The 25,948-nt window shown below is 71.6% G+C and carries 21 protein-coding genes; 11 read left to right on the top strand and 10 right to left on the bottom strand.

Annotated elements, in window-relative coordinates:
- The first annotated feature begins 4 nt into the window (after positions 1-4).
- The 3 genes from OG707_RS33450 to OG707_RS33440 all read left to right on the top strand — a co-directional run bounded on the left by OG707_RS33450 (position 5) and on the right by OG707_RS33440 (position 2,760).
- Positions 5-1,150: a hypothetical protein gene (locus tag OG707_RS33450; RefSeq protein WP_329125045.1), complete on the top strand. Its 1,146-nt coding sequence runs from the start codon at positions 5-7 to the stop codon at positions 1,148-1,150.
- A 213-nt stretch (positions 1,151-1,363) separates the two neighbouring features.
- Positions 1,364-2,389 (top strand): C40 family peptidase, encoded by a 1,026-nt coding sequence (locus tag OG707_RS33445; RefSeq protein WP_329125043.1) that lies wholly within the window; start codon positions 1,364-1,366, stop codon positions 2,387-2,389.
- 188 nt (positions 2,390-2,577) lie between these two features.
- A complete protein-coding gene (locus OG707_RS33440; protein ID WP_329125041.1) occupies positions 2,578-2,760 on the top strand; it encodes a hypothetical protein in 183 nt (60 codons plus the stop codon).
- A gap of 1 nt (position 2,761) precedes the next feature.
- Here OG707_RS33440 and OG707_RS33435 read toward each other — a convergent pair whose 3' ends face one another.
- Positions 2,762-3,802, bottom strand: coding sequence for an endonuclease/exonuclease/phosphatase family protein (locus tag OG707_RS33435; protein ID WP_329125039.1), 1,041 nt, complete (start codon positions 3,800-3,802; stop codon positions 2,762-2,764).
- Between the two features lie 87 nt (positions 3,803-3,889).
- On the opposite strand from OG707_RS33435, the gene OG707_RS33430 reads away from it, so the two are divergent.
- Together OG707_RS33430 and OG707_RS33425 are read left to right on the top strand one after the other, a co-directional pair.
- Positions 3,890-4,573, top strand: a complete 684-nt coding sequence (locus OG707_RS33430; protein ID WP_329125038.1) for a response regulator transcription factor — start codon at positions 3,890-3,892, stop codon at positions 4,571-4,573.
- 10 nt (positions 4,574-4,583) lie between these two features.
- The gene (locus OG707_RS33425) at positions 4,584-5,669 is read left to right on the top strand and encodes a sensor histidine kinase (RefSeq protein ID WP_329125037.1); all 1,086 of its coding nucleotides are present in this window, start codon (positions 4,584-4,586) and stop codon (positions 5,667-5,669) included.
- Here OG707_RS33425 and rph read toward each other — a convergent pair.
- Positions 5,666-8,272, bottom strand: a complete 2,607-nt coding sequence (gene rph, locus OG707_RS33420) for a rifamycin-inactivating phosphotransferase (RefSeq protein WP_329125036.1) — start codon at positions 8,270-8,272, stop codon at positions 5,666-5,668. The genes OG707_RS33425 and rph overlap by 4 nt on opposite strands.
- Before the next feature lie 120 nt (positions 8,273-8,392).
- Between rph and OG707_RS33415 the strand changes: the two genes are divergently transcribed.
- Together OG707_RS33415 and OG707_RS33410 are read left to right on the top strand one after the other, a co-directional pair.
- On the top strand, positions 8,393-9,406 hold the full coding sequence (locus OG707_RS33415; RefSeq protein ID WP_329125035.1) for a Gfo/Idh/MocA family protein: 1,014 nt from the start codon (positions 8,393-8,395) through the stop codon (positions 9,404-9,406).
- A gap of 37 nt (positions 9,407-9,443) precedes the next feature.
- Positions 9,444-9,878, top strand: coding sequence for an SRPBCC family protein (locus OG707_RS33410; protein ID WP_329125033.1), 435 nt, complete (start codon positions 9,444-9,446; stop codon positions 9,876-9,878).
- 1 nt (position 9,879) lies between these two features.
- Here the strand turns inward: OG707_RS33410 and OG707_RS33405 are convergent, their stop codons facing one another.
- On the bottom strand, positions 9,880-10,584 hold the full coding sequence (locus OG707_RS33405; RefSeq protein WP_329125031.1) for a hypothetical protein: 705 nt from the start codon (positions 10,582-10,584) through the stop codon (positions 9,880-9,882).
- Positions 10,581-11,210 (bottom strand): RNA polymerase sigma factor, encoded by a 630-nt coding sequence (locus tag OG707_RS33400; protein ID WP_329125029.1) that lies wholly within the window; start codon positions 11,208-11,210, stop codon positions 10,581-10,583. The genes OG707_RS33405 and OG707_RS33400 overlap by 4 nt, the downstream gene beginning before the upstream one ends.
- A gap of 122 nt (positions 11,211-11,332) precedes the next feature.
- On the opposite strand from OG707_RS33400, the gene OG707_RS33395 reads away from it, so the two are divergent.
- The 3 genes from OG707_RS33395 to OG707_RS33385 all read left to right on the top strand — a co-directional run bounded on the left by OG707_RS33395 (position 11,333) and on the right by OG707_RS33385 (position 15,135).
- Positions 11,333-11,803: a hypothetical protein gene (locus OG707_RS33395; RefSeq protein WP_329125027.1), complete on the top strand. Its 471-nt coding sequence runs from the start codon at positions 11,333-11,335 to the stop codon at positions 11,801-11,803.
- A 66-nt stretch (positions 11,804-11,869) separates the two neighbouring features.
- A complete protein-coding gene (locus tag OG707_RS33390) occupies positions 11,870-14,614 on the top strand; it encodes an FG-GAP-like repeat-containing protein (RefSeq protein ID WP_329125026.1) in 2,745 nt (914 codons plus the stop codon).
- Positions 14,614-15,135, top strand: a complete 522-nt coding sequence (locus OG707_RS33385; RefSeq protein ID WP_329128115.1) for an SMI1/KNR4 family protein — start codon at positions 14,614-14,616, stop codon at positions 15,133-15,135. The genes OG707_RS33390 and OG707_RS33385 overlap by 1 nt, the downstream gene beginning before the upstream one ends.
- Here the strand turns inward: OG707_RS33385 and OG707_RS33380 are convergent.
- The gene (locus OG707_RS33380) at positions 15,062-16,345 is read right to left on the bottom strand and encodes an MFS transporter (RefSeq protein WP_329125024.1); all 1,284 of its coding nucleotides are present in this window, start codon (positions 16,343-16,345) and stop codon (positions 15,062-15,064) included. The genes OG707_RS33385 and OG707_RS33380 overlap by 74 nt on opposite strands.
- 203 nt (positions 16,346-16,548) lie before the next feature.
- Here OG707_RS33380 and OG707_RS33375 point away from each other — a divergent pair, with 203 nt between their 5' ends.
- On the top strand, positions 16,549-17,709 hold the full coding sequence (locus OG707_RS33375; protein ID WP_329125023.1) for a serine hydrolase domain-containing protein: 1,161 nt from the start codon (positions 16,549-16,551) through the stop codon (positions 17,707-17,709).
- A gap of 6 nt (positions 17,710-17,715) precedes the next feature.
- On the opposite strand, the gene OG707_RS33370 is transcribed toward OG707_RS33375, so the two are convergent.
- From OG707_RS33370 to OG707_RS33350, 5 genes are all read right to left on the bottom strand, one after another.
- Positions 17,716-19,350 (bottom strand): PucR family transcriptional regulator, encoded by a 1,635-nt coding sequence (locus OG707_RS33370; RefSeq protein WP_329125021.1) that lies wholly within the window; start codon positions 19,348-19,350, stop codon positions 17,716-17,718.
- Between the two features lie 73 nt (positions 19,351-19,423).
- Positions 19,424-20,530 (bottom strand): o-succinylbenzoate synthase, encoded by a 1,107-nt coding sequence (gene menC / locus OG707_RS33365; RefSeq protein WP_329125018.1) that lies wholly within the window; start codon positions 20,528-20,530, stop codon positions 19,424-19,426.
- Positions 20,527-21,438, bottom strand: coding sequence for a GNAT family N-acetyltransferase (locus tag OG707_RS33360; protein WP_329125016.1), 912 nt, complete (start codon positions 21,436-21,438; stop codon positions 20,527-20,529). Before OG707_RS33360 ends, menC begins: the two co-directional genes overlap by 4 nt.
- Positions 21,435-22,538 (bottom strand): M20/M25/M40 family metallo-hydrolase, encoded by a 1,104-nt coding sequence (locus tag OG707_RS33355; protein ID WP_329128113.1) that lies wholly within the window; start codon positions 22,536-22,538, stop codon positions 21,435-21,437. The genes OG707_RS33360 and OG707_RS33355 overlap by 4 nt, the downstream gene beginning before the upstream one ends.
- Before the next feature lie 76 nt (positions 22,539-22,614).
- The gene (locus OG707_RS33350) at positions 22,615-25,944 is read right to left on the bottom strand and encodes a serine hydrolase (RefSeq protein ID WP_329125014.1); all 3,330 of its coding nucleotides are present in this window, start codon (positions 25,942-25,944) and stop codon (positions 22,615-22,617) included.
- Positions 25,945-25,948 lie beyond the last annotated feature (4 nt).

Genomic DNA, 25,948 nt, shown 5'->3' with positions numbered 1-25,948 from the left:
TGTCGTGACCTATCGCCGTGCACTGATTCCTGGCGCGCTCGGCGGGCTGCTGCTCGCCGGGCTCCTGCTGTGGGCGGGGGCGAGCAGCCACGCACTCAGCCTGCCGGGCACGGCGCGGGTGTTCGGCCCCGAGGGAACGACCCAGTTGCGGGGGTGGCTGGCTCCCTGGTCGTACGGGCTGCCGTCCTCGGAGCAGTACGGGAACCCCGCGGGCGCCCCGGGCAACGGCCGGGACTATGCGGAGCTCTACCGCACGGCCATGCGCGTGCGCTACGCCGTCCTCGTCGTCCTCTATCCGGTCGGGGCCGCGCTCCTGATACGGCGGCTGACGCCCGGCGGGAAGCGGCGGTCGGCATCCGTGGTCCTCGCGTTGTGGGGGTGGGGCCTGGTCGCCGGCACCCTGGCCGTGGCGGTCTCGGCGCCGTGGATGGTCGCCTCGGGCGGACAGGGCAGTTTCCGCTTCCTGCCGCGGCTGGCCGGCTCGATGGGGGCGGGGCGGCCCGTGCTCGCCGCTGCCTCGCTGGTGGCCGCGCTCGGCGCCCTGGGCGTCGCGCTCCTCGCCCGGCGCGAGAGACCTCAGCCATCGCCGTCGAAGGTTCCGGCGCCTGCCGCCCGCCTCGCGGCCACCGTGGGCACCCTCGTGATCGCGGTGTCCCTCGTCGGCCTCTCGTACGACCGCGTGGCCGCCCGCATCCAGACCGGGTTCACCGGCAGCGGACTGCTCTCGGAACCGGGCGACCTGCTGCGCCAGTGGCTGCTGCTCGGCGGCTGGACCGCACCGTCGCACACCGGCCTCGGCTCCTGGATGTTCTACCGCCTCCCCGACGCGCTGCTGCTGGCGGTCGTGTGGTGGGGGCTGCGACTGCTGGCCGACCTGCTCGACCGCGCGACCGTCCCCGCGTTCGCTCTCGGCGCCGTCTGCGTCACCGTGCTGGGCCTGTTGCTCGATCAGTTGGTCACGACGCTGCTCGACACGTCACAGGGCAGCGGTTCGTTCATGTACTACGCGGGCCGGTTCGGCGAGGGCGTGCCCGCCGCGCTCGTCTTCGGACTTCTGGCGGGCAGCGCGAGTGCCCTCGTCGTGCGGTCGCACACCAGGGACCCCGCGAGCGAATCCGATCAGGACCTTCTCATCGGTGCAAATTCGTGACCTAGCGTCAATCGACGATCACTGTGCGGTTGTTGTGGGTAAAAAGTGCGCCCCTTGGCCATGTTTCTTCATATCCGAGTTGGATCTGATCACAGGAAGGTCACTAAAGTCAGGCCTCGTACCTTTGCGCAGTTGATCACTCATCCCGAGTGGCGGCGAAGGTCCCGCCGAGTCCATGCAGTTCGGCGGCCGAGGAAGAAGGAGCTCGCCTTCGTGGCGTCCCACCGTCGACCCAAGCCTGCGAGCCGCACCCGCGTGACCGTGCTCACCGCGACCGCCGCCGCAGCCGTGGCGCTCACCTCCCAGGCGGCTCATGCCGACCCGAAGCCGACCAAGAGCCAGGTGAAGGCGAAGGTCGACAAGCTCTACGAAGAGGCAGAGGCGGCCACCGAGAAGTACAACGGGGCCCAGGAGAAGCAGGACAAGCTCAAGAAGCAGGTCGACGAACTCCAGGACAACGTCGCCCGCAGCCAGGCGGAGATCAACAAGCAGCGCGACCAGCTCGGTGCGCTCGCCAGCGCCCAGTACCGCTCCGGCGGCATCGACGAGTCCGTGCAACTGTTCCTCTCCTCCGACCCGGCGAACTTCCTGGACAAGGCGTCCTCGATGGACCAGTTGACCGCGCAGCAGACCGAGGCGCTCAAGACGTTCCAGGCCAAGCAGCGTTCGCTGGCGCAGCAGCGCCAGCAGGCGCAGGACAAGCTCCAGGACCTCGCCGAGACCCGCAAGGATCTCGGGGCCCAGAAGAAGGCGGTCCAGGGCAAGCTCGCCGACGCGCAGAAGCTGCTCAACTCCCTGACGGCCGCGGAGCGTCAGTCGCTCGCCGCCGCGGACGCCCGCGCCAGCCGCGCCAGCTCCCGTGTCGACCTCGGCAACGAGGCCCCCGCCTCCAAGTACGGCGCCGCCGCACTCCAGGCGGGCATGTCGCGGATAGGCAAGCCGTACATCTGGGCGCACACGGGCCCCGACTCCTTCGACTGCTCCGGACTGACCATGTGGTCGTACGCGCAGGCCAACGTGTCCCTGCCGCGCACCTCGCAGGCGCAGGCCAACGCCGGAACCCGTATCTACTCGCAGAGCGCACTGAAGCCGGGCGACCTGGTCCTGTTCTTCGGCGACCTGAGCCACATAGGCATCTACGCCGGCAACGGTCAGGTGCTGCACGCCCCCAAGCCCGGTGCGTACGTCCGTATCGAGGCCATGAGCAACATGACCTTCGAGTTCGGCGTACGGATCTGACCGCATCCGAAATGGAGTGGAGCCGCACCCCCGGGTGCGGCTACCGTCCTCCTGCCCGCACCCGCCCCGCCAAGGACGTGCCGATGTACACCAAGTGAGACCACCTCAACGCTGAACCGTCGCGCGGCGCACCCTGTGTGCCGCGCTCCTTTCCGCTGCGGTCATCTCACTGGAAACGGTGTATCTCTGTGTCCAAAATCAAGCTCGACATCGTCCTCGGCACCGCGGACCGAGCCGCCCGGCCGGCCTGGCAGTCGCCCTACGGTCCGCCGCCGCACCGGTCGCACCGCGGCCGGTGGGCGCCCGTGCCGGGGGTGTCCTGGTCCCGGTCCGCCCTGCAGCGCGGAGACCTGTACGGCCGGTGTGCCTGACTCACCAGCTGATCGCGGCCGCCACCGGCAGATGATCACTGCCGGTGGCCGGCAGCACCCAGGAACTCGCGGGCCGCACACCGCGGACGAGGATCTGGTCGATCCGCGCCACGGGGAACTTCGCGGGCCAGCTGAAGCCGAAGCCGTCCCCGGCCTCCTCCTGGGCCGAGCGCAGCTGCGAGGCGAGCCCGTCGAACACGCGGTCGTCCATGGTGCCGTTGAGGTCGCCGAGCAGTACCACCCGCTCGTTCCGCTCGGCGGCGACGGCCTGGGCGAGCGCCTCCACGCCCCGGTCCCGCGAGCCCGTCCAGAAGCCGCCCCTCGGCATCACCCGTACGGAACCCAGATGGGCCACGTACACCGCCAGCGGCCCGTGGTCCGTGGCGACCGTGGCGCGCAGCGCCCGGTTGTAGGGCAGCTTCTCCTCGGCCGACTTGGCGTCCCCCAGCGGGCCGACGTCCTGTGCGATGTCGACGGGCGCGGTGTCCGACAGCGGCAGCTTGCTCCACAGCCCGACCGTGCCCATCACCGTGCGGTACGGGTAGGCCGTCGCGAGCTCCTTCTCGTACGTCCCCCTCGCCTGCTCGGTCAGCTCCTCCAGTGCCAGCACATCCGCACCGGACTTCACCAGGTCACGGGCGGTGCCGGCCGGGTCGGAGTTGTCCGCGCCGACGTTGTGACCGATCACGGTGAGATCGCCGCCCGCGTGGGACCTGCCGCCGAGCATCCCGCCGAAGAGGCTCACCCACACCACGACCGGCAGCAGCAGCGCGACCCCGGCGGTGGCGGAGCGACGCCACAGCGCCCCGGCGACGAGCACGGGGACGAAGAGACCGAACCACGGGAGGAAGGTCTCCACCAGGCTGCCGAGACCACCGATGCCGTTCGGAATCTGCGCGTGCAGGAGCATGATCAGCCCCAGGAGCAGCGCCAGCGCCGCGAACACCGGGCCGCGCCTCCACGGACCGGGCGCGGGTCCGGCTTCGGTGTCGGGTGCCGGGGGGTCCGGCTGCGTGGCGGTGATCACTGAGGTTCGGGACATACCGCCAGTCAAGACAGGATGGCGTTGTCGGCACGTATGCGGATTTCGATACGCCGACGATATGTGCCGGCTCGTAGCATCGAGCACATGCGTGTGCTGATCGTCGAGGACGAGCTCTATATGGCAGAAGCCATCCGCGACGGGCTGCGTCTGGAGGCGATCGCGGCGGACATCGCCGGTGACGGCGGCACCGCCCTGGAGCTGCTGGACATCAACACGTACGACATCGCCGTCCTCGACCGCGACATCCCCGGACCGAACGGTGACGAGATCGCCCGGATCATCGTCGCTTCCGGCAGCGGCATGCCGATCCTCATGCTCACCGCGGCCGACCGTCTCGACGACAAGGCCACTGGGTTCGAGCTCGGCGCCGACGACTACCTCACGAAGCCGTTCGCGCTCCAGGAGCTCGTGCTCAGGCTCAGAGCACTGGACCGCAGACGCGCCTACAGCCGACCGCCCGTGCGCGAGGTCGCGGGGCTGCGGCTGGATCCGTTCCGCCGCGAGGTCTACCGCGACGACCGCTATGTCGCGCTGACCCGGAAGCAGTTCGCCGTGCTCGAAGTGCTCGTCGCGGCCGAAGGCGGAGTCGTCAGCGCCGAGGAGCTCCTGGAACGGGCGTGGGACGAGAACGCGGACCCGTTCACCAACGCCGTACGCATCACGGTCTCCGCCCTGCGCAAGCGGCTCGGCGAACCCTGGATCATCGCCACGGTGGCCGGCGCCGGCTACCGCATCGACACCGGACGTGAGGGCGGCGACCGTGACTAGACGCCCCGGGATGAGCGTTCGCCTCAAACTCACCCTCAGCTACGCCGGATTCCTGATGGTCGCGGGCGCCCTGCTGCTCACGGCGGTGTGGCTGTTCCTCCTGCGGTACGTCCCCGACCGCGCGATGCTCATCAACCCGGACGACAAGCCGGAAGGCGGTGTCTTCCCCGTACGGTCGGCCCTTCTGGAGGTCTTCGCCCCGAGAGCGGCCGCGGTACTGGTCTTCCTGCTGCTGTTCGGCCTCCTGGGAGGCTGGCTCCTCGCCGGCCGTATGCTCGCCCCTCTGACCCACATCACCAATGCCACCCGCACCGCCACGAGCGGCTCGCTCTCCCACCGCATCCAGCTGCCGGGCCGCAACGACGAGTTCCGCGAACTCGCCGACGCCTTCGACGCCATGTTCGTACGGCTCGAAGCGCACGTCGCCGAGCAGCGGAGATTCGCGGCGAACGCCTCGCACGAACTCCGCACCCCCCTCGCCGTCTCGCAGTCGCTCCTCGACGTCGCCCACAAGGATCCGGCCCACGATCCGGGTCAACTCGTCGACCGTCTGCGCGCCGTCAACGCCCGCGCGATCGACCTCACCGAGGCGCTGCTGGTGCTCAGCCGCGCCGACCAGGGGTCCTTCACCCGGGAATCCGTCGACCTGTCCCTCCTCGCGGAAGAGGCCGTCGAGACGCTGCTCCCGCTCGCCGAGGAGCGCGGTGTCACCGTCGAGACCTCCGGCGACTTCGCCCCCGCCGACGGCTCGCACGCGCTCCTGCTGCAGTTGACGACGAACCTCCTGCAGAACGCGATCGTCCACAATCTGCCGGAGCGGGGCACGGTGTGGGTGACCACCGGTGTCCGCGCCGCGAGCGTGGTGCTCACGGTCGAGAACACCGGCGAGAAGCTCACCCCTCAACTGGTCGCGACGCTCACCGAACCGTTCCAGCGCGGCAGCGAGCGCCTTCACGCCGACCGCGCGGGCGTCGGACTCGGCCTGGCCATCGTCAAGTCCATCGCCCACGCGCACGACGGCACGCTCACCCTCGCCCCGCGCCCCGCCGGCGGGATGCGCGTCACCGTGGAGCTGCCGGCCGTACCTCCCGGCTAGGACAGGATCTCGACGTACCCGTCGGTTCCGTGCACGCGGATCCGCTGCCCGTCCCGGATCAGCCGGGTGGCCCGCTCGACACCCACGACGGCCGGCAGTCCGTACTCCCGGGCGATCACCGCGCCATGGGTCATCAGGCCGCCCATCTCCGTGACCAGGCCCGCGATGCCGACGAACAGCGGCGACCAGCTGGGGTCCGTGAAGGGCGTGACCAGGATGTCGCCCGCTTCGAGATCGGCGTCCGCCATGTCCAGGATGACGCGGGCCCTCCCCTCGACGGTCCCGGCCGAGACCGGTACGCCGACCAGGGCGCCGTCCGGCACGTCGTCGCGCCGGTACGCCCCGGTGAGTGCCTCGCCGTCCGAGGTCAGCACCCGGGGCGGAGTGAGCGCGTGGTACGCACGGAACGCGTCCTTGCGCTCCTGTACGAGCCGGCCGTCCACCTGGTGCGAGCGCACGACGTCACGGAATTCTTCGAACGTGAGGTAGAAGACGTCCTCCTTCTCGGGAAGCACGCCCGCCCCGACGAGGCGTTCGGCCTCTGCCATCAGGGCCTGCTTGTAGACGAAGGTGCGGCTGACGATGCCGTACTTCGGGTACTCCCGGTATCCGATGAAGGTCCTGACCCGGTCGATCATCCGCTGGGTCTCGTCGGCCTTCGTGTCCCCGTCCGGCAGGGCCCGCAGCCGCGACAGCACGTCCGCTTCCTTCTGCTCTGCCTTCTGCCGCCCCTGCTCGAAGCGCCGTTCGGCGGCGCCCGGTTCGAAGTTCCGTACGTTGTCGAGGATGACGGGCACGAGCGTGGTGGGCTGCTCGCGCCAGCGCGGCCTGGTGATGTCGATCTCGCCGACGCAGCGCATCCCGTACCGGTCGAGGTACGCCTCGACGGCGTCGCGCGCCTCGGTCCCGCCCGCGACCTTCGCCAGCTCGTCCAGGAAGGTCGCGTCCTCGAGGTGCCCGGTGTTCTGCAGGAACGCCACCACCTCCGCGTGCGGGCGGATCACGTCCGCGACGTCGAGCAGCGCAAGGCCCATCTCCGACGTGATGTTGTCGGGGGCGGAGAGGGTGAGCGTGTCGGCCGCGTTCTTCTCGCCCAGCCACTCCTGCAGTTTGTCGTTGAGCCACCAGGTGGACTCCATCCCGGCCATGATCGCCTGGAAGTTGACCGGGTCGCTGAGCACGCGCTTGTGCTCCTCGAAGGCCTCCAGCAGGAAGTCGAACAGCTCCGTGCCGGTCTTCGTCGCGATGTCCCGCTCCAGGGCGGCGACGGACGTACGGCTGCGCTCGATCAGTTGGGGGACGATGGCCGGATCGGGCTCGGCCGGGGCTGGCGCACCGCCGGCCGGCGGCCTGACGGGACCCGCGTCGGGGAGGGTCGGGACGAAGTCGCCGCGGTCGATGACGGTCTCCAGGGCGTCCTTGATCAGCGGGTCGCCCTTCCCCATGACGTCCAGAAGGCCGGCGCGGGCCGCGGGCGAGGCCAGGCGCGGGGTGACGTCCACGAACAGCCTCCCGCCCGCCTCGTGCATCTGCACCATGGCTGTCTGCCGCCACATGGAGAGCCCCAGCGGCTTCATGGGGTCGGTCATCATCTGCCCGTGGCCGACGGAGACGTAGACGTGATTCTCCTGGTCGCCGGAGTCCGGGACGGGGAACAGGGTGGTGATCGGACGGCTCTGGACGATCTGGAACTCGTCGTCGGCCAGGCACCATTCGATGTCCTGCGGGCTCCCGAAGTGCGCCTCGATCCGCCGCCCCAGCTCCACGAGCCGTACGGCCTGGGCATCCGTCAGCGCCGGCTGCTCCTGCTGCTGCGCGTCGACGGTCACTTCCCGCGTACCGCCGTCCGGCAGGGCGTGAATCGCCAGCTGTTTGGCGGCGATCCCCTTGGTGACGACCTTGCCGTCCCGCACCGTGAAGACGTCCGGGTTCACCAGACCGGAGACCAGGGCCTCGCCGAGGCCGAAGCCGGCGTCCACGGTGGCGACTTTCCGGTTGCCGGTCACGGGGTCGGCGGTGAACAGGATTCCGGACGCGTACGGGAGGACCATCCGCTGGACCACCACCGCCATGTGGACCGTGCGGTGGTCGATGCCGTTCCGGGTGCGGTAGGTCACGGCCCGCTCGGTGAACAGCGAGGCCCAGCACCGGCTGATGTGCCGGACGACCGCCGCCGGACCGATGACGTTCAGGTACGTGTCCTGCTGGCCGGCGAAGGAGGCCGTCGGCAGGTCCTCCGCCGTCGCGCTGGACCGGACCGCGCAGGCGCCCTGCTCGCCGAGTCGGGCGAGCGCACCGGTGATCGCCGACGCGAGGTCGTCCGGGACCTCGATCTCCTCGACGGTCCTGCGGATCTCCGCGCTGAGCGTGCGGACCGCCTCCCTGTCGTCCGGGTCCAGGCGCGACAGCTGATCGAGCAGACCGTCGACCGACGGCTCTTCCGCCATGATCCGCCGGAAGGCCTCCGTCGTCACACAGAAGCCGCCCGGCACGCGGATGCCTTCGATCTGCGAAAGCCCGCCCAGGTGCGCGCCCTTGCCGCCGACGACCGCGACCTGCGTCTCGTCGACCTCGCGAAGATCCACCACGTACTGGTCCATCACTGCGTTACCTCCAGGGCAGCCGGCTCCATTGCTCTCCTTGCCATTGTCATTGTCCTGGGTCCGGACAATGATCAAGAAGAGATTCGGGGACGGACTGTCGTTGCGAAGGGTGCGGGACACGTGAGCCAACTACTGGGCGTGGCGGTCGTGGGCGCGGGACACATGGGAGCCGACCACATACGACGGCTCGATCGCGTGATCAGCGGTGCGCGGGTCGCCGCGGTCGCGGATCCCGACGTCGGGCGGGCGCGGAACGCGGTGGCGGGCGTCGACGGCGTCACGGTCACCGCCGTCGCGACGGCCGCGCTGGACGCGCCGGGCGTCGAGGCCGTGCTGGTCGCCTCGCCGGGGCCCGCGCACGAGGAGGTGCTCCTCGAGGCCTTCGCCCGCGGTCTCCCGGTGCTGTGCGAGAAGCCGTTGACGCCGGAGTCGACGGGGTCGCTGCGGGTGGTCGAGGCCGAGGTGAAGCTCGGACGGCGGCTGACGCAGGTCGGTTTCATGCGTCGCTACGACGCCGAGTACCTCCGTCTCAAGGCTCTGCTGGACAACGGGCGGCTCGGCCGTCCGCTCATGCTGCACTGCACGCACCGCAATGTCTCCTCGCCGCCCGGCTTCACTTCCGCGATGCTCGTCAACAGCTCCGTGTCGCACGAAATCGACGCGGCACGCTGGCTGTTGGGGCAGGAGCCGACCGCCGTGACGGTGTTGCGCCCGAGGCCCTCCGCGCTCGCCCCCGAGGGGCTGGCCGACCCGCAGCTGGTCCTGCTGGAGACCGAGCAGGGCGCGCTGGTCGACATCGAGATCTTCGTCAACTCCGGTTTCGGGTACCAGGTGAAGTGCGAGGCGGTCTGCGAGGCGGGCAGCGCGCGGATCGGCGAGCAGCACACCATGGTCGTGACCGAGGCCGCCGGTGCGCGCGAGGACGTCGCCCAGGACTATCTCGTGCGGTTCGCGGACGCCTACGACCGCGAGGTGCAGACGTGGGTGGACGCCACCCGGCAGGGCCGCGTCACCGGTCCGAGCGCCTGGGACGGGTACGCGGCCGCCGCCGTGGCCGAGGCGGGGGTCCGCTCTCTGGAGAGCGGGGTCCGTACGGAGGTCGAGCTGGTTCCGCGCCCCGAGCTGTACTCCTGACGGGCCCGGGAGCGAGCCGCTGCGGCATGATGTGCCCATGCCCACCGAGGAGTTCACCCGCGCCGTCGGGGTCGCGTCCGTGCCGGAGAAGGTGCTGGAGCATCTGGTGCGCCCGGAGAGTTACATCGGTCTGTCACCGCTGGTGGTAGCGGTACGCGATGTCGTCGTACGGGACGACGCGGCGCAGTACGTGGCGGTGGAGCAGTTCCGGCTGGGCCCGCTGCGCTGGGCCAATCCGATACGGGTGGCCATGACCTGGTCCCAGCAGGACCGGCGCATCGTCAGCGAGGTGCACAGCCCCGGCCGGGTCCACTTGACCGCGACGGTCGTGCTCACCGAGGAGGGCGCGGGCACGCGGGTGAGCGAGACGATCCGCGTCACCTTCCCGAGGCCGCTGCGGGCCGTGGTCGTGGGCCAGGCGAGCAAGGTCCAGCGCCACCGGCTGGACGAACTGGCACGCCGGATGGCCTGATTCAGTTCGAGGAGTTGTCGGGGCGACCCGAACTCTTTCCTCGCGAGGGGGATGCCGAAGGACGCTGCGCCTTGGTGCTCTTCGCGGCCGCCGACGGCTTTCCCGGCTTCGGGGTGGCCGTCGCGTCCGTGCCCAACAGACCGGCGCAGTAGGCGTTGACCGCGTTCGCTCCGCCCGCAGCCGCAGCAAGTCGTTGGAAAGCCTTGCCCTTCCGCTTCCCGTTGCCGTTGTCCTGGGCGCGGCAGAGCGCCTCCAGGCTCTGGCCCGACGGGGTGCGAGCCGAGCCGGTCGGGCCGCCGGGGCTCTGGCTCCTCGCCGCGCCGGAAGAGGTACGGGACGCGTCCGGCGCCTGCGGCGAACTCGCCTTCCTGCCGGGGTCGTCGGCGCGGCCGAAGGGGTCGGGGATCGCTCCGGTGCCGGCCGCCAGCGCCACCCCGCCCAGGGTCACGGTGGCCACGGCAGCACCCAGCGCCGCCCTCAGCGAGGTGCGGGCCGGCAGCCGGCGCCGCACCGGACGCCAGTCGTCGCGCGCACGATGACGCCCCGGCGCCGCGTGCTCGCCGGCGTCACGGGCAGCACGGAATGCCGCGAGCGCCTGCTCGGCGCTGTCCGGGCGGATCGTGCCACCGTCGCGTACGCGCTCGGCGAGCGTTTCGATCTCGGGCGTCACCAGTGCCGTCTCCGGCACCTTCTCTTCGCGTCTCATGTCGTGTCCCTCAGCGTTCCCGGCGCCGCAGACGTCACTCCGTCTGTCCGGCCCGTCGAACCCAGCTGTTCCGCCAGCCGTTTCAACCCCCGGTACGCGGCCGTCCGTACGGCACCCGGCCGCTTGCCCAGCACCCGCGCCGTCGCAGGACCGTCGAGTCCGACGACCACCCGCAACAGCACCGCCTCCGCCTGGTCCGGCGGCAGCCCGGCAATCCGCTCCAGCGCCCGCTCGGTCGACATCGACTCCAGCGCGGCGCCCTCGGTGTCCGCGCGCCCGGGCAGCTCCAGTACGTCCTGCTCGATCAACGAGGTCCTGGGTCTTCGCTTCTGCTTACGGAGATGATCCAGCGCCCGGTGCCGCGCGATCGTCGCCGTCCAGCCACGGAAGCCGGCGCCGTCGCCCCGGAAGCGCCCCAGGTCGCGGGCGATCTCCAGCCAGGCATCCGACGCGACGTCCTCCGCGTCGCCCCCGACCAGCCCGCGCACATACCCGAGCAGTCCGGGGTGGACCAGGCGGTAGGCCGCGGCGAACGCGGCCTCGTCACCCTGCTGGGCGTGCGCGACAGCCGCCCCGAGCTCGACGTCGCACACCTGCGTACGCCGCTGCTCCTTGCCCGTGCCCACCCGTGCCTCTTCGATCGCCCAACCTGCGTCCTCATCTCTCAGCGCCCCCGCACACAGAAACGTCACAGAAGGCGTCCGCCGGGCCGAGTGACACTTGCGCCCCGGGCATCGCTGGGTCCTGCGTGAACACATCCGAGACCCGGCAGCTCTGCGCGGCCGACATGCGAAGCCACGCGGCCCAGTTCATCGTCCGCGCCACCCTCAGCAACGGCCTCCCCCTCGCCTACTCGGTCGCCAGCCTGCGCACCGCCGACTTCGTCGTCGACGGCCTGCGCAAGGGAGGGTCCCTTCACCCGGCCCGCATGGAGAGCACTCTTCTGGGGATCGGCGCGTACGTCGGCGAGGTGCTCGTCCGGCACGCGGCCGCGGTCTGGACGGACTTCGGCGAATCCGAGCGCGTCCAGTACGGGCACCCCGTGGGCATCCGGCTGCCCAACGGCCGCGTCTGGAGCCCCCTGAGCGCGGTCGCCGCCCGCTACGCCTCCCCCACCGCCGACTCCCTCCAGGCCTTCTACCTCTCTCTCGGCGCGGTGGGCAGCCTCGCCCGGTACAGCGAAGACGTGGTGACCTGCATCACAACTCCCGTGGACTGAGTGATGTTTGAGCCGCACGGGGCGCTGGGTCGGTGAAGTGATCCGATTCTCCGAGGGGTGGGGCAATTGAGCCCGCGCAATGCGCACGCGTACCAACCACTGAGCCTGAAGAGACGAGCCTGGCTGACCGTCGGGGCCGTCGTTCTCGGCGGGGCGGGGGTGGTGACGTACGCCGTCGCCAATCCGTCCGAAGGGCCCGGCGGCGGGAAGGCGCGGGCAGCATCCGTGCACGCGCTGAAACTCCAGACCCAGGGGGCCGGGCGCAAGGGACTTGGGCAGCGGGAGACGGACCAGTTCAGCGCGGTCATGCTGACGTGGCCCAACCCCGACACCAAGCTCAACGGCACGGCCCAGACCCGGTCCAGGGACCTGACCACTGGCACGTGGTCCCCCTGGCAGTCGCTGCCCGACGACCCGTACTCCGCCGACGGCAAGGAGGCCACGCGAGCAGGCGGCGCCCTCGGCGGGACGGCGTCCGTGTGGACGGGCCCTTCCGACGGCGTCGAGGTGCGGGTGGTGGCCGCGGACGGCTCGGCAAGCGCGAAGCTGCCGGACGGAATGGACGTCAAGCTGCTCGACCCCGGCACCGACCCGCAGCAGGCTTCGGGCAAGCAGCCTCTGGCCGCCCAAGTCGCCTCGTACGCGGAGGAGACCACGCCGGCCGCAACGCCGAGCGACTCACCCACACCGACGGACACCGCCTCCGCGAGCGCAAACCCGACGCCCACCGACACCGCCTCCGCCTCCGCCTCCCCGAGTACGACCGTCTCCGCGTCGCCCTCCCCCTCGCCGACCGAGACCGTGCCCGCGCCCCGCCCCTCCACCGTCGTCAAGCCGCCGGTCATCAGTCAGGCCGAGTGGGGCGCCTCCACCGACTACGACGGAACGCCGTCCTACGGTCAGGAGATCAAGGCGGCGGTCGTCCACCACACCGGTGTCGACAGCGACAACGGCGTCTCCTGCGCCGAGTCCCGCGGCCGGATGCGCACCATCCAGCAGGAGCACTTCGCCCGCGGCTACTACGACGTCGGCTACAACTTCGTCGTCGACCGCTGCGGCCAGATCTTCGAGGGCCGCAGCGGCGGCATGGACCTCCCCGTCGTCGGCGCGCACGACGTCGGCTTCAACACCAACACCCTGGGCGTCTCCTACATCGGCAACACCGAGAAGATGCAGCCGACCAAGGCCGGCGTCGACGCGATCGCCCGTGTCATCGCCTGGAAGTTCGGCATGTACGGCATCAGCCCGACCAGCAGCGTCACCCTCACCTCCGGCGCGGCCAAGGACGACCAGGGCAACAACATCCCGCTCGGCACCTCCATCACCCTGCCCCGCGTCTTCGGGCACTTCAACACCAACGCCACCGCCTGCCCGGGTGCCGGCCTCAAGGCCAAGCTGAAGCGGATCGCCACCCTGGCAGCGACCCCCGGCATCTCGCACGCCCTCGCCACCTCCGACGGGCTCTCCGGGGCTGTCAAGGGCGCGGACGGCAAGGTCAATCAGGGCCGTGACGGCGTCACCGACCTGGCCGTCGGCGTGCCGAAGGCCGTGAACGGGGCGGGTTCGGTCACCGTCCTGCCCAGCACGGTGGACGGCCCCACCAGCACCGGTCGCCGTACCTTCGACCAGAACAGTGCGGGGATCCCCGGCGGGAACGAGGCCGGTGACAACTTCGGTGCCTCCAACACCTGGGGCGACGTGAACGGCGACGGCTACGCCGACCTCATCACCGGCTCCCCCGGCGAGGACGGCACCTCCGCCGAAGCCGACTCCGGCACCGTCACCGTCGTCTACGGCCCCGGCCTCAACTCCGGCAAGGGCTACGTCACTTCACCCCGCGTCACCGGCGAAAAGCTCGGCACCACGGTCGCCACCGGCGACTTCAACGCCGACGGCAAGTCCGACATCTTCTCCGTCGCCCCCGGCAAGCCCGGCCGCTGGTGGGCCTGGGACGCCAAGACCGCCACCGCCAAATCCGGCTACCTCAACACCAGCGCCTACACCGGCGCCGTCGCCTACGCGGCCGCAGCCACCGGCGACTTCAACATGGACGGCTACGCGGACGTGGCCGTCAACTACCGCGACCCGTCCGGCGTCGCCCGCCTCCTGGTCCTCAAGGGCTCGCCCACCGGCCTGGTCCGCTTCGGGATCCTCGCCACCCGCGGCGGCCGCACCCTGGCCACCGGCGACCTCAACGGCGACGGCTACACCGACCTCGCCATCGGCCAGCCCGGCTCCACCGAATCCGGCACCACCGCCAAGGGCGGCGCCGTCACCACACTCCTGGGCTCCGCCACCGGCCTCACAGCCACCGGCCGCAAAACCATCAGCCAGGACACCGGAGCCGTCCCCGGCAGCGGCGAAACAGGCGACGACATGGGTGCCTCGATCTCCATCGGCGACGTCAACCTCGACGGCTACGCCGACGTCGTGACGGGCCTCCCCAACGAGGACCTCACCCGCTCCGGCGTCAACCAGGCCAACGCCGGCCAGATCCTCGTCCTGCGCGGCAGCGCCACCGGCCTCACCGACGCAGGATCGGCCGCCTACAGCCAGGAGACCACCGGAGTTCCCGGCTCCGCCGAAACCGGCGACCGCCTCGGCTCATCCGTCTCGCTGACCGACCTCTCCGGATACGGCCGCGCCGACCTCGCCATCGGCGTCGACGGAGAAGACGCCGGCAACGGCACCATCCTCCAAATCGACACCTCCAGCACCACCGGCATCACCCCCAGTACGGGTGTCTTCTACGGCACTTCGGCCCTGGGCCTCCCGGCCGGCCTGCACATCGGCCAGACCCTGGCCCCGTGATGGCGACGCTTCCCGACATCAAGGCCCTGCTGGGCGAACCCCGGTTCAACTGGTCGGATCCGGCACCCTGGATCGAACTGGAGGAAGAACTCGGCATCACCTTCCCTGCCGACTTCCGCGAGATCGTGGACGCCTACGGGTCCGTCGAGATCAATGGGCAGCTGTATCTGAACCACCCCGCCGGCCATCTTCTGCACAGTCTGGGAGAGAGCATCAGGGGCGATCTCGAACTCTGGCGCGACGAGGACATGGTGGAGTACCTGCCGAGCCCGGCGGGGGCGAAACCCGCGGAACTGATGCCGGTGGCGTCGGCGACGACGGGCGAGGCGGTGTTCCTGCGCGTGCCCGACACCCCGTCGTCGCCCTGGAACGTCGTGGTCCAGGAGTTCGACAGCCCCGCCTGGACCCACTACGAAATGACGTTCAGCGACTGGTTGCTGGCGTATCTCAAGGGGAGGGACGTGACGTTGTGCTCTCGCGATCGCGCACCTGACGGTCCGTTCTACGCGTTCCTGCCGTAAGCGAAGGTGCCGTTCGGCGGCCGGGGCGGGCGATCAGCGCGATCGCGAACGCCACGGCCGCCGCCGCGCTGCCCAGGGCGAAGGCCGCCCCGGCCCCGTACGACTCGGCGAGGCGTCCGGCCACCGCGAGCGTGACCGCCTGGCCTCCGACGAAGGCGCTCACCGCGAAGGCCATCCCCTCGGCCAGCCGGTGCGGTGGCACCAGCCGTTCGGTGAGGGCGAATCCGGTGAGGAGGTTGGGGGCGTAGATGCCGCCGAACACCGTCACCACCAGATAGAGACCGAGCATGCTGTGCGTCCACACCAAGGGGAGGGAGAGCAGTACGGCGGCGGCCGTCGCGACGCGCCAGCGCAGGTGCAGGCCGAAGCGTTCCGGCAGCGCGGCCATCGAGAGCCCCACCGCGGCGCTCGTCACGCCCATGGCCGCGTACACCAGGCCCGCCTGCCCCCGCTGCCCCAACTCCTCGGTGAGCGCGGTGATTCCGGCCCCGCACGCACCGAGCAGTACGCCGACGAAGACCAGCCCGGCCCGCACCACGTACACGACGCGCGGAAGTTTGGGGCGCCTCGCCTTCGTCGCCCGGCTCTCGTGTCCGGGCCGCACCGTGCGGGCCGTCGGGTGCAGCGCGAAGGCGGAGCCGCAGACCGCGACCAGGACCGCGGCCGCACCGAACGCGTACGCGGGGTGCAGCGCCACCGCCGCGATGCCCACCACGGCAGGGCCGAGCACGAAGGACAGTTCGTCCATGGTGCTCTCCAGCGACAGCGCGGTGTTGACGAGGCGGTCGTCGGCGCTCGCGCCGCGGGCCAGCGGAACGATCCTCGCCCTGGCCAGAGGGCCGATGCCCGGGATGGTGCCGCCCGCGATCACGCCCAGCGCGAGGAGCAGCGGTACGGGGACCTCCAGGATCGCTCCCAGGGTGTACGCCGCGATGCCGAGGGCGTTGAGCAGGGAGAAGCGCAGCGCCACGGTCCGTTGGCCGTGGCGGTCGGCGAGCCGCCCGACGTACGGGCCCATGGTCACCTGGCCCAGGGCCAGCGCACAGGCCGCGAGACCGCCGGTGGCCAGGGAGCCGCTGGTCTGCGCCACCAGCAGGACGCTGCCGAACTGGATCATGGCGACGGGGAGCCGGCCGAGGAACGACAGCATCGGAAGCGCCGGCCCGGTCAGGCCGATCACCCGGCGGTACGCGTCCAGAGTTGTGGGCATCGTCGGATGCTAGCCACGTGTACGGCGGGCGCCCCGGGCCCGGATCGCACAGAAGACCGCCTGCGGCATCCGTAGCTTCGCATGAGGTTCGTCGCCCCCGATGAGCGTCCCGCTCCGCGTTGTCGCCCGCGACGAAGCGGCGGTCCCGCGGCTGCCCCTACCTTCCGGACATCACCGGATCGAGAGACGGGCAAGGGCAGCAGATGACAGTGCGCAGAGCACGCGCCGGCGCGGTGGGCCTGGTGGCAGCGGCGGCATTGACCGCCGCCTGCTTCACCTCACCCGCGGCGGCGGGCCAGGGCCAAGGGCTGGGGCACGCACAGACCCAACAGGCCATGGACACCGCGGTCAAGGACGGAGTGCCCGGCGTCACCGGGCAGGTCAACGACGCGTACGCGGTCTGGACGGGGACGTCGGGCGTCGGGAACCTCAGGACGGGAGCGCCGCGCACATCCGTCGACCGCTACCGGATCGGCAGCATGACCAAGACGTTCGTCGCGACCGTGCTGCTCCAGCTGGAGGCGGAGGGCAGGATCGACCTCGACAGCAAGGTCGAGAGATGGCTGCCCGGTGTGGTCCGGGGCAACGGCAACGACGGCAGCCTGGTCACCGTACGGCAACTGCTCCGCCACACCAGCGGGATTCCCAGCTACACCGCCGATCCGGAGTTCCTGGAGCGGGGGTTCACCGAGGAGTTCCTGGAGCACCGCTACGACACCTACACACCACGGCAGTTGGTGGACATCGCGATGCGGTACAAACCGCTGTTCGCCCCGGGGACGGCCTGGAGCTACTCGAACACCAACTACGTCCTGGCCGGAATGATCATCGAGAAGGTCACGGGCCGCCCGTACGAGGACGAGATCAAGCGGCGCATCGTCCAGCCGCTCGGCCTGTTCGCCACCAGTGTCCCCCGCACCGACGCGTCGATGCCGGTGCCGAGTTCCCGTGCGTACTCCAAGCTCTCCCTGACGCCGCAGCCCACGGGGCCGACCTACGACGTCACCGAACTCAATCCGTCCGCCGCGGGCTCCGCAGGCGCGATGATCTCCACCTCCGCCGATCTGAACCGCTTCTACTCGGCGCTGCTGGGCGGGAAACTGCTCCCCGCACACCAGCTCGCCGAGATGAAAACGACCGTGCCGGTCAGCGGGGCCGGTCTGATCACGGCCTACGGGCTGGGGCTGATGAAGTTCGATCTGAGCTGCGGCGTCTCGGTGTGGGGACACGGCGGCAACATCCAGGGCTCGGCCTCCCAGGCCGTGACCACCGCGGACGGCAGGCACGCGCTGTCGTTCAACTTCAACGGCGACTGGGCGGGCAACAGCCAGGCGGTCATCGACGCGGAGTACTGCCCGAAGTGACCCCGCTCAGGCGCGGCGCAGCAGCCGCAGTTGCAGCATCAGCGCGAAGCGGACGTCCGAGTCGGTGAGGTCGGCCTGCGCCACCTCGACGGCGCGGCGCAGCCGGTACCTGAAGGTGTTCTGGTGGACGTACATCGCCACGGCCGACGCCGGTACGTCGCCGAAGGCGTCGAGCCAGGCGCAGACCGTGTCGACCAGCTGGGAGTCGTGCTGCCGGTCGTACGCGAGCAGCCGGGCCAGCGGCCCGGTCGGCGGATCGCCGCGCTCGGCGGTGAGGTCGGCGAGGTCCAGCAGGAGCGCTTCGACGTGGACGTCCGTGATGCGGGCGAGCCGGCGGGGGCCTCCGTTGGTCCGCAGGACGCGCAGTGCCCGGTCTGCTCCTTCGCGGGAGCGGGCCAGGGCGCTGCCGTCCCTGGCCGCCGGGCCGATGCCGATCAGCGGGGACAGCCGGTCGCCGACGCGCGTGAGGAAGTCGGTGCCGGTACGGGCCGCCCGCTCCTCCGCGTCCGTCTGCCGGAGCGGTACGGGGAGGATGCCGTAGGCGACGTCGCCGATGAGCGCCGTGGCGGCGCGCGCGTGGATGGCGGAGAGGTGCATGGCGAAGGCGTCGGCGAGCCGCTGGCGTTCGGCGGTGTGCTGGGCGTGCAGGTCGGCGGAGCCGGTGAGTTCGGGCGGGTCGGGCACGGCCAGGGCGAGGACGACGCCCGCGGAGTCGGTCAGGCCGAGCCGGCCCAGCGCCTCGGCGGCGCCCGCTCCGCCTTCCAGGGCGGTGGAGACCAGGTCGGCGCGGAGTCTGCGCTCGACGTCGGCGCCCGCCCGCAGGCGCAGCAGGTGCAGGGCGACGAGCTTCGCCGCGTCGTGCAGCGCACGGCAGCGCTGCGGGGTGAGCGGGGTGCGGACGACGGCCCAGATGGAGCCGAGGACTTCGTCCCCCGCGCGTACGGCGATGGCGGTGCGCGGGATGTGGAATCCGTCGGTCTCGGGCGGGGCGACGTGGACCGGCTGGTCGCTGCGGTACAGGGAGCGGAAGATCCCGCTGTCCTCGAGGTAGCGGGTGAAGCGTTCGGGGACCTGCCGTCCGAGGACGGTCTCCACGCGGGACGCGTCGGCTTCGTCCTGGCGGCCGGAGAAGGCCAGGACGCGGGAGCTGCGGTCCTCGATGGTGACGGGGGCGTCCAGCAGCGCGGCGACCGCGTTGGCCAGCGCGAACAGATCGCCGGACGGGGTGCCGCCGAGTGTCTGCGGGCCCGCCTCCCCGATGTCGCCGTCCGCGAGCAACGAGCGCAAGAGTGCGGCGAGTTGGGCCCAGGAGGCGCCGCGGGTCAGTGCGAGCAGTGCGACGCCGGAACTCTCCGCCGCCCGGGTGAGTACGGCGTCGGCCGGTACGGGGGAACGGACCACCAGCGCCGCCGCCCCGGCGTCACCGAGGGCGGTGAGGAGCCGTGCGGTCTCGGCCGCCCCGTGGACACCGATGCCGAGCACCAGCGCCTGCCGCGGCAGCACCGGCTCGTCCAGGGCGTCGTGGATGACCACCCCGCCGATCTCGTCCGCCATGTCCGGGTCTCCGCACACGAGGTCGAGCAGGGTCGTGCCGAGATCTTCCAGGACCCGTCTGAGACTGGCCCGCGGCTGCGTGTTCACGGTGCCCCGTACCCCCGCTTCGTCGGTGTCGACGGGATTGTGCGGTGTTTCTGTCGGCGGCCACAAGGCCCCGTCACAGTGGGATCCACTCGGTGCCGACGGTCACCTCCTCCAGGACCTCCGGGAGCGGTACGACGCCGAGGCCGGGGCTGTCGGGTACAGGCAGGTGGCCGTCGGCCAGGACGAACGGGTCGGTGATGTCGGTGCGGTAGAAGCGGTCCGATGCGGAGGTGTCGCCGGGCAGGGTGAAGCCGGGCAGCGCGGCCAGGGCGACGTTCGCGGCGCGGCCGAGGCCGGTCTCCAGCATGCCGCCGCACCAGACGGGCACGCCGTGCGCGGCGCACACGTCGTGGATACGGCGGGCCTCCAGATAGCCGCCGACCCGGCCGGGCTTGATGTTCACGATGCTGCACGCGCCCAGGGTGATCGCGGCCGCCGCGGACCGGGCCGAGGTGATCGACTCGTCCAGGCACACCGGTGTGGCCAGGCTCCTGGCGAGCTGCGCGTGGCCGAGGAGGTCCTCCTCCTCCAGCGGCTGCTCGATCAACAGCAGTCCGAACGCGTCGAGTCGGGCCAGATGCCGGGTGTCCGCGAGGGTGTACGCGGTGTTGGCGTCGACCTGGAGCAGCAGTTCGTCGCCGAATCTCTCGCGGACGGCACGGACCGGTTCGATGTCCCAGCCGGGCTCGATCTTCAGCTTGATGCGGAGGTATCCCTCGTCGAGGTAGCCGGCCACCGCGTCGAGCAGTTCGGGCACCGAGTCCATGATGCCCACGGACACCCCGCAGGGCACCCGGTCGTGGACGGCGCCCAGTGCGCGCGCCAACGGCTCGCCCCGGGTGCGCAGTTCGGCGTCGAGCACGGCCATCTCCAGTGCGGCCTTCGCCATCCGGTGGCCCTTGAACGGAGCGAGCGCAGGGGCGACGGCTGCCGCGTCCAGCCGGCGGAGGCCGCCCAGCGCGGGGATCAGGAAGCGGCGCAGCACGTCGGCGCAGGCGCCCTCGTACTCCGAGGAGTAGAGCGGATCGGCCATGGCCACGCACTCGCCCCAGCCCTCCGCGTCGGCGCCCACGGCGCGCAGCAGCAGCGCCGTGCGCTCGGTCTGCGTACCGAACGAGGTGCGGAAGGGTGCCACCAACGGCAGCCGGACGCGGCGGAGTTCGACTCCGGTGAGCTTCACGGTGTGTCCTTTCGTACGAGGAGGTACCAGCCGGCCCGGTCGAAGCCCGTCACCTGCCACCCGTCGGCGAGGAGCTCGCCGAGGACGTCGCGCACGGCGCCGCGCCAGGCCGCAGCGGACCGGGGGTCGGTGCGGCGCAGTCGCTCGATGTCCTCGGGTACGGCGACCAGGCACCGCTCCCCGGTGACGTGGTGGGCGTGCGGCCGGCCGTCCGCGGTGGCGGACAGGGTCACGGCGGCGCCCCCCGCCCGTTCGGCGGTCGCGTCGGTGGTGCGGGGGCGGCCGTGGCAGGCGGCGGCGACTTCGGGGGCGTCCAGCTGCCACTCGACCAGGAGGCGGTCGGTGTCGTCGGCGCCGTTGATGCCGTCGTTCATGGGGCCGTAGAAGTTGGGCAGGTACTGCGCGGCCCGGCCGGCGAGCTTGCCGATGTTGAAGTAGGCGTTGCGCCGCACCAGCGGGTCGAAGGTCCAGGACACCTGGGCGGCGCCGCGCTGCAGCGCCCACGAGCGCTGGTGCACCTTGAGGGCGAACCCGACGTTGCGGCCGCGCAGCCCGGCCGCCACTCCGGCGATGTGGCTGTGCAGCGCGCCGTGGGGCGGCGGGCCGAAGAAGCCGATGCAGGCGCCGACGAGTTCGTCGCCGCTCTCTCCGTCGAAGGCGGCCGCGACGTAGCTGCCGGCCTTGTCCATGGCACGCAGCAGTTCGGTCGTGGCCAGCCCGTTCTCGCCGGCCGGTTTCCAGATGCCTTCGAAGAGCCGGCAGGTCGCCTCCAGATCCGCCAGGGCGCTGATCGGCCCCACCCGGCAGCCGGCCGCCCGCGCTGCGGCATCGGCCGCGGTCAGGGCGTCCGCCACGATCGCGTCGACGGCTTCGGGGGCGGAGGGAGGGGCGGCGGGGCTGTCCGTCATCGGGTGCTCCCGCCGGCAGCGAGAAGGGAGTCGACGAGTGCCGCCAACAGGGCTGTACGGCGCGGGAGTTCGGCGACGAGCACATGTTCGTCGGCGGCGTGCGCACCGCCGCCCACCGCGCCGAGCCCGTCCAGGGTCGGGACGCCGATGCCCGCGGTGAAGTTGCCGTCCGACGCTCCGCCCACGGCGGCGGACGCGAGCTCTCCGATGCCCAGCTCTCCGGCGAGTCGCCGGGCACGGCGGTAGAGCGCGTCCGATGCCGTACGGGGCAGGGGCGGGCGGTTCGGTCCGCCGGTCACGGTGACCTGCGCGCCGTCCAGTACGGGCCTCAGCCCGTGGAGAGCGGCGTCCACGCGGTCCTGTTCGGCGGTGTCGCGCACGCGGACGTCGGCGTGGAACAGACCGTGCGCGGGAACGGTGTTGGAGGTGGTCCCCGCACTCAGGAGGGTCGGGGTGACCGTGGTGCCGGTGCCGGGGGCGGACAGTGCGGCGACCGCGAGGATCTGGTGGGCGGTCTCGACGGCGGCGTTGACTCCGCGCTCCGGCTCCAGGCCCGCGTGGGCGGCCCGGCCGTCGACCCGTATCTCGTACAGGGAGACTCCTTTGCGTTCCGTCTTCAGCGCGCCGCCGTCGGCCGACGCCTCCAGGACCAGCGCCGCCGCGCACCCGGCCGCCTCGGACTCGATCAGCTCCCGCGACGACGGCGAGCCGAGCTCCTCGTCCCCGGTCACCAGGAGCGTCACCCCGTCGACCGTTCCTACGGCGGCCAGCGCGGCCAGGGCGTGGAAGGCCATGACGAGTCCGGCCTTCATGTCGAAGCAGCCGGGCCCCCGCAGCACACCGTCGCGGACGGTGAAGGGCTGCGCGGCCAGGGACCCGAGGGGCCACACGGTGTCGTGGTGGCCGAGCAGCAGGACCCGCCGGGGTCCGCTGCCCAGCCGCCAGCGCAGATGGGTGCGGCCGTCCGCGGTGAGCACCTCGGGACCGGTGCCCAGATACGGTGCGGCGACCTCGGCGACCACCTCCGCACTGCGGGCCACGGCGGCCAGGTCGGACGAGGGCGACTCGGTGCGCACCAGGCGCCCGATGTCGTCGGTCATGGCGGGCAGTGCGTCCTCGAACAGGGCGATACCGAGGGGACTTCGGGAGGTCTGCATGCCGTACATCTGCTCCATGTCAGGACACCTTCGGGGTCGCGCGCACGCCGAAGTGCAGATACGGCTCGCCCGTCGGGAGTGCGTAGAACGTCACGGGGGTCCAGGCCACGCTGCCCGGCAGCCGTACGACGAAGAGGTCGTCCTTCACGGGCACCAGGTCGGCCTCCTGCACCGGATCGGGCGTCATGGCGGCGAGCGGTCCCGTCACCGTGTGGCGCAGGCGCGGTCCGTCGGCGCCCTCAAGGACCTCCAGGCGCGCACCGGCCCGTTCGTACGTGCCGAGGTGGCGGCCGATGTCGACGGTCACCGGCTCGGCGGGCGGCTCCAGCGGCTGCGGCAGGTCGACTCCGGCCAGTTCGGCGAAGAGCTCGCCGAACAGGTCCAGGTAGAGGTCGCGGGCGCCCCCTCCGTTGGTGAGGAGCGTGACGGCGAGATCCTGGTCGGGCAGCAGGCGCAGGAACGCCGACTGGCCGATGGTGTTGCCGTCGTGTCCGACGAGCCGGTGGCCGTCGGCGCCGAAGCGGATCCAGCCCAGCCCCCAGGAGTCCCCGAGCGTGTGCACGTCCGGCAGGGCGACCTGCTGCTCGGTCATCGCGTGTGCGGCCTGTTGCGTCAGGACGCGGGTGCCGTCGGCGGTGGTGCCGCCCGACAGGTGCATGCGGGCGAAGGCGAGCACGTCGGCGGCCGTCGCGGTGATCAGTCCGGCCGGTCCGCACGAGCGGGGCAGGCCCCACACCGGAACCGGCCGCGGGTCCTCATCGCCCTGGGCGTCGTGGCCCGTCGCCGTACGGAAACGGAGCGCCTCCTCGGGCAGGGTGACGGTGTGCGTGAGCCCCAGGGGTGCGCAGAGGCGCTCCTTGAGGGCGTTGTCCCAGGTCGTGCCGGTGAGCTTCTCGACGATCCGGCCGGCCAGCACGAACCCGGAGTTGCAGTACGAGAACGTCTCGCCCAGCGGATGGATCTGCGCCGCCGAGCGGAGTTCGCCGACGTAGCTCTCCAGGCAGTCGTCGCCCCGGCCGGTGTCGGTGAAGATGTCGCCGTCGACGCCGCTGGTGTGGGTGAGCAGATGCCGTACGGTCAGCTGCTTCGCCGCGTACGGATCGGAGAGCCGCAGCTCCGGCAGGACGTCGGTGACGGGGGCGTCGAGGTCGAGTTTCCCCTCGTCGGCCAGTTGCATGATCAGGGTCGTGGTCCACACCTTGGTGATCGACCCGATCTGGAAGAGCGAGTCCTCGGTGGTCCGCACCCCGGTGTCCTTGTTGAGCAGACCGCTTGCCGCCAGGGCGAGTTCGCCGCCGCGCGAGATGCCCAGGACGGCGCCCGGCACACGGTGGCGGGCCGCGAGCTCGTCGAGCCGTCGCTGCCAGTGCGCGGTGTCCAGCGGAGGGCGGCCGGGACGTCCGCGCTCGCCGGCGTGGCGTTCCACCCAGTCGACGATGCGGCGGCCGAGATCGACGCGGTGGGAGGGCGGTCCTTCGAGCAGGAAGAGGTGAGAACCGCCCGGGTAGAGCACGAGTCGGGTGGGGACGCCGCGCGTCCTGAGCGCGGTGAACCACTGCTCGGCCTGTCCGGCCGGGCAGCGCTCGTCGACTGCTCCGTGCACGACGAGGGTCGGGGTGTGGACGTGCTCCACCCGGGAGATCGGGGAGAGTTCGGCGTAGCGCTCGCGGTTCTCCCACGGCGGGCCGCCGAGTTCGGCCACCGCCAGCGAGTGGGCCTCGTCGCTCGTACCGCACATGCTGGTGAGGTCGCTGACTACGCCTCCGGCGACGGCGGCGGCGAAGCGGTCGTCTCGGCCGGTCAGGTAGCAGGTCATGTAGCCGCCGTAGCTGTAGCCGGCGACGGCGAGGCGCCGCGGGTCGGCTATCTGCTCGGCGACCAGGGTGTCCAGCGGTTCGAGGAGGTCGGGTGCGTCGGCCGTGCCCCAGGCGCCGATTGCCGCGGTGAAGAACTCCTCCCCGTAGCCGTCGCTGCCGCGGGGGTTGAGCAGCAGCACCGACCAGCCGCGGGCGACCAGCACCTGGTGGTACGGGTGGAAGGGATCCGCCGCGCCGTTCCAGGCGTTGTGCGGGCCGCCGTGGATGTCGAGCAGCAGCGGACCGGGGCCTGCGGCGGCCGGGTCGCGCAGCAGCCATCCGTGCACGACGGTGCCGTCCGAGACGGTGAACTCCCGTTCCTGCGGCGCGAACAGCGCCGTCTCCCCCAGGCTGGCCCCGTGCCGGGTGAGCACCCGTTCGCGGCCGGTGGAGAGCTCGACGGCCACGACCTCGCCGTACGAGTCAGCGGTCGCCAGGACGACCACGGCGGTGTCACCTGCGGTGGACAGTCCGGAGACGACACGGCCCGCACCGCCGACGAGCACGCGGGGTGCGCCGCCGTCGGCGCTCGTCGCGTACAGGTGCGTGCAACCGTGGTCGCGCAGGCAGAACAGCACCGACCGACCGTCGGGAGCAGGCCGGGGCAGTGCGCCCGGGTAGCCGGGACCGCCGGGCATCACATTGCGGTCGAGTCCGGCCGTGAGGTCGGCCGGTGCGCCGCCGTCCAGCGGGACGCGCAGCACGCTCGCGTGGCCCAGCGCGGTGTCCGTACGGCCTACGACGAGCAACGCCTCGCCGTCGGAGGTCCAGTTGACGGCGTGCGCGGCGCCTTCTGCGGTGCCGACGCGCAGCGGTTCGGCGCCGGGGGTGAGGCGGTCGACGACGTACGCCTCGGAGCGCAGCGTCAGATCGGCGTCGGCGCCACGTGCCGCGCAGAAGGCGAGGCTGCGCCCGTCCGGCGACCAGGCCGGCGCTCCCGCATGCCAGTCGCCGTGGGTGACCTGCCTGGTCTCGCGGCTGTCGAGGTCCACGACGTGCAGATGGCTGCGGACGGTGCCGAACGGGCCCCGGCCGTCGGCCTTGTAGCCGATCCGGTCCGCCACCACGGGGGCGGGCACCTCTACGGAACTCCCCGCATCGTGGCGGCTGTCGACAGGGGCCGGGAAGGCGAGCGCGGTGCCGTCCGGGCTCCACACCGGCGCCCCCGCACCCCCGGGAAGACTGGTGACCTGCTCGGGTTCGCCCCCCTCGGAGGGCAGGAGCCACAGCTGCTGCGGGCCTTCGCCGCCGCGCAGGAACGCGATCCACCGGCCGTCGGGCGACCACGCCGGCGCGGTGTCGGCGGTGCCGCGGGTGAGCCTGCGTGCGCTGCCGCCGCCGGCCGCCACGGTCCACAACGCCCGGTCCTCACGGTCGTGTTCGCGGTCGGCGGTGTGCAGTACGTAGACGATGCGTGTGCCGTCCGGGGACAGCGCCGGCTGCTCCGGCAGCGCGATGGAGTAGAGATCGTCGAAACCCAGGCGTCGCGTCACGGTG

This window comes from Streptomyces sp. NBC_01465 (genome assembly GCF_036227325.1).
In the GTDB taxonomy this organism is placed as follows: domain Bacteria; phylum Actinomycetota; class Actinomycetes; order Streptomycetales; family Streptomycetaceae; genus Streptomyces.
Note: the sequence above shows the minus strand (reverse complement) of the source record. Positions and strands in the feature narration are given on the sequence as shown.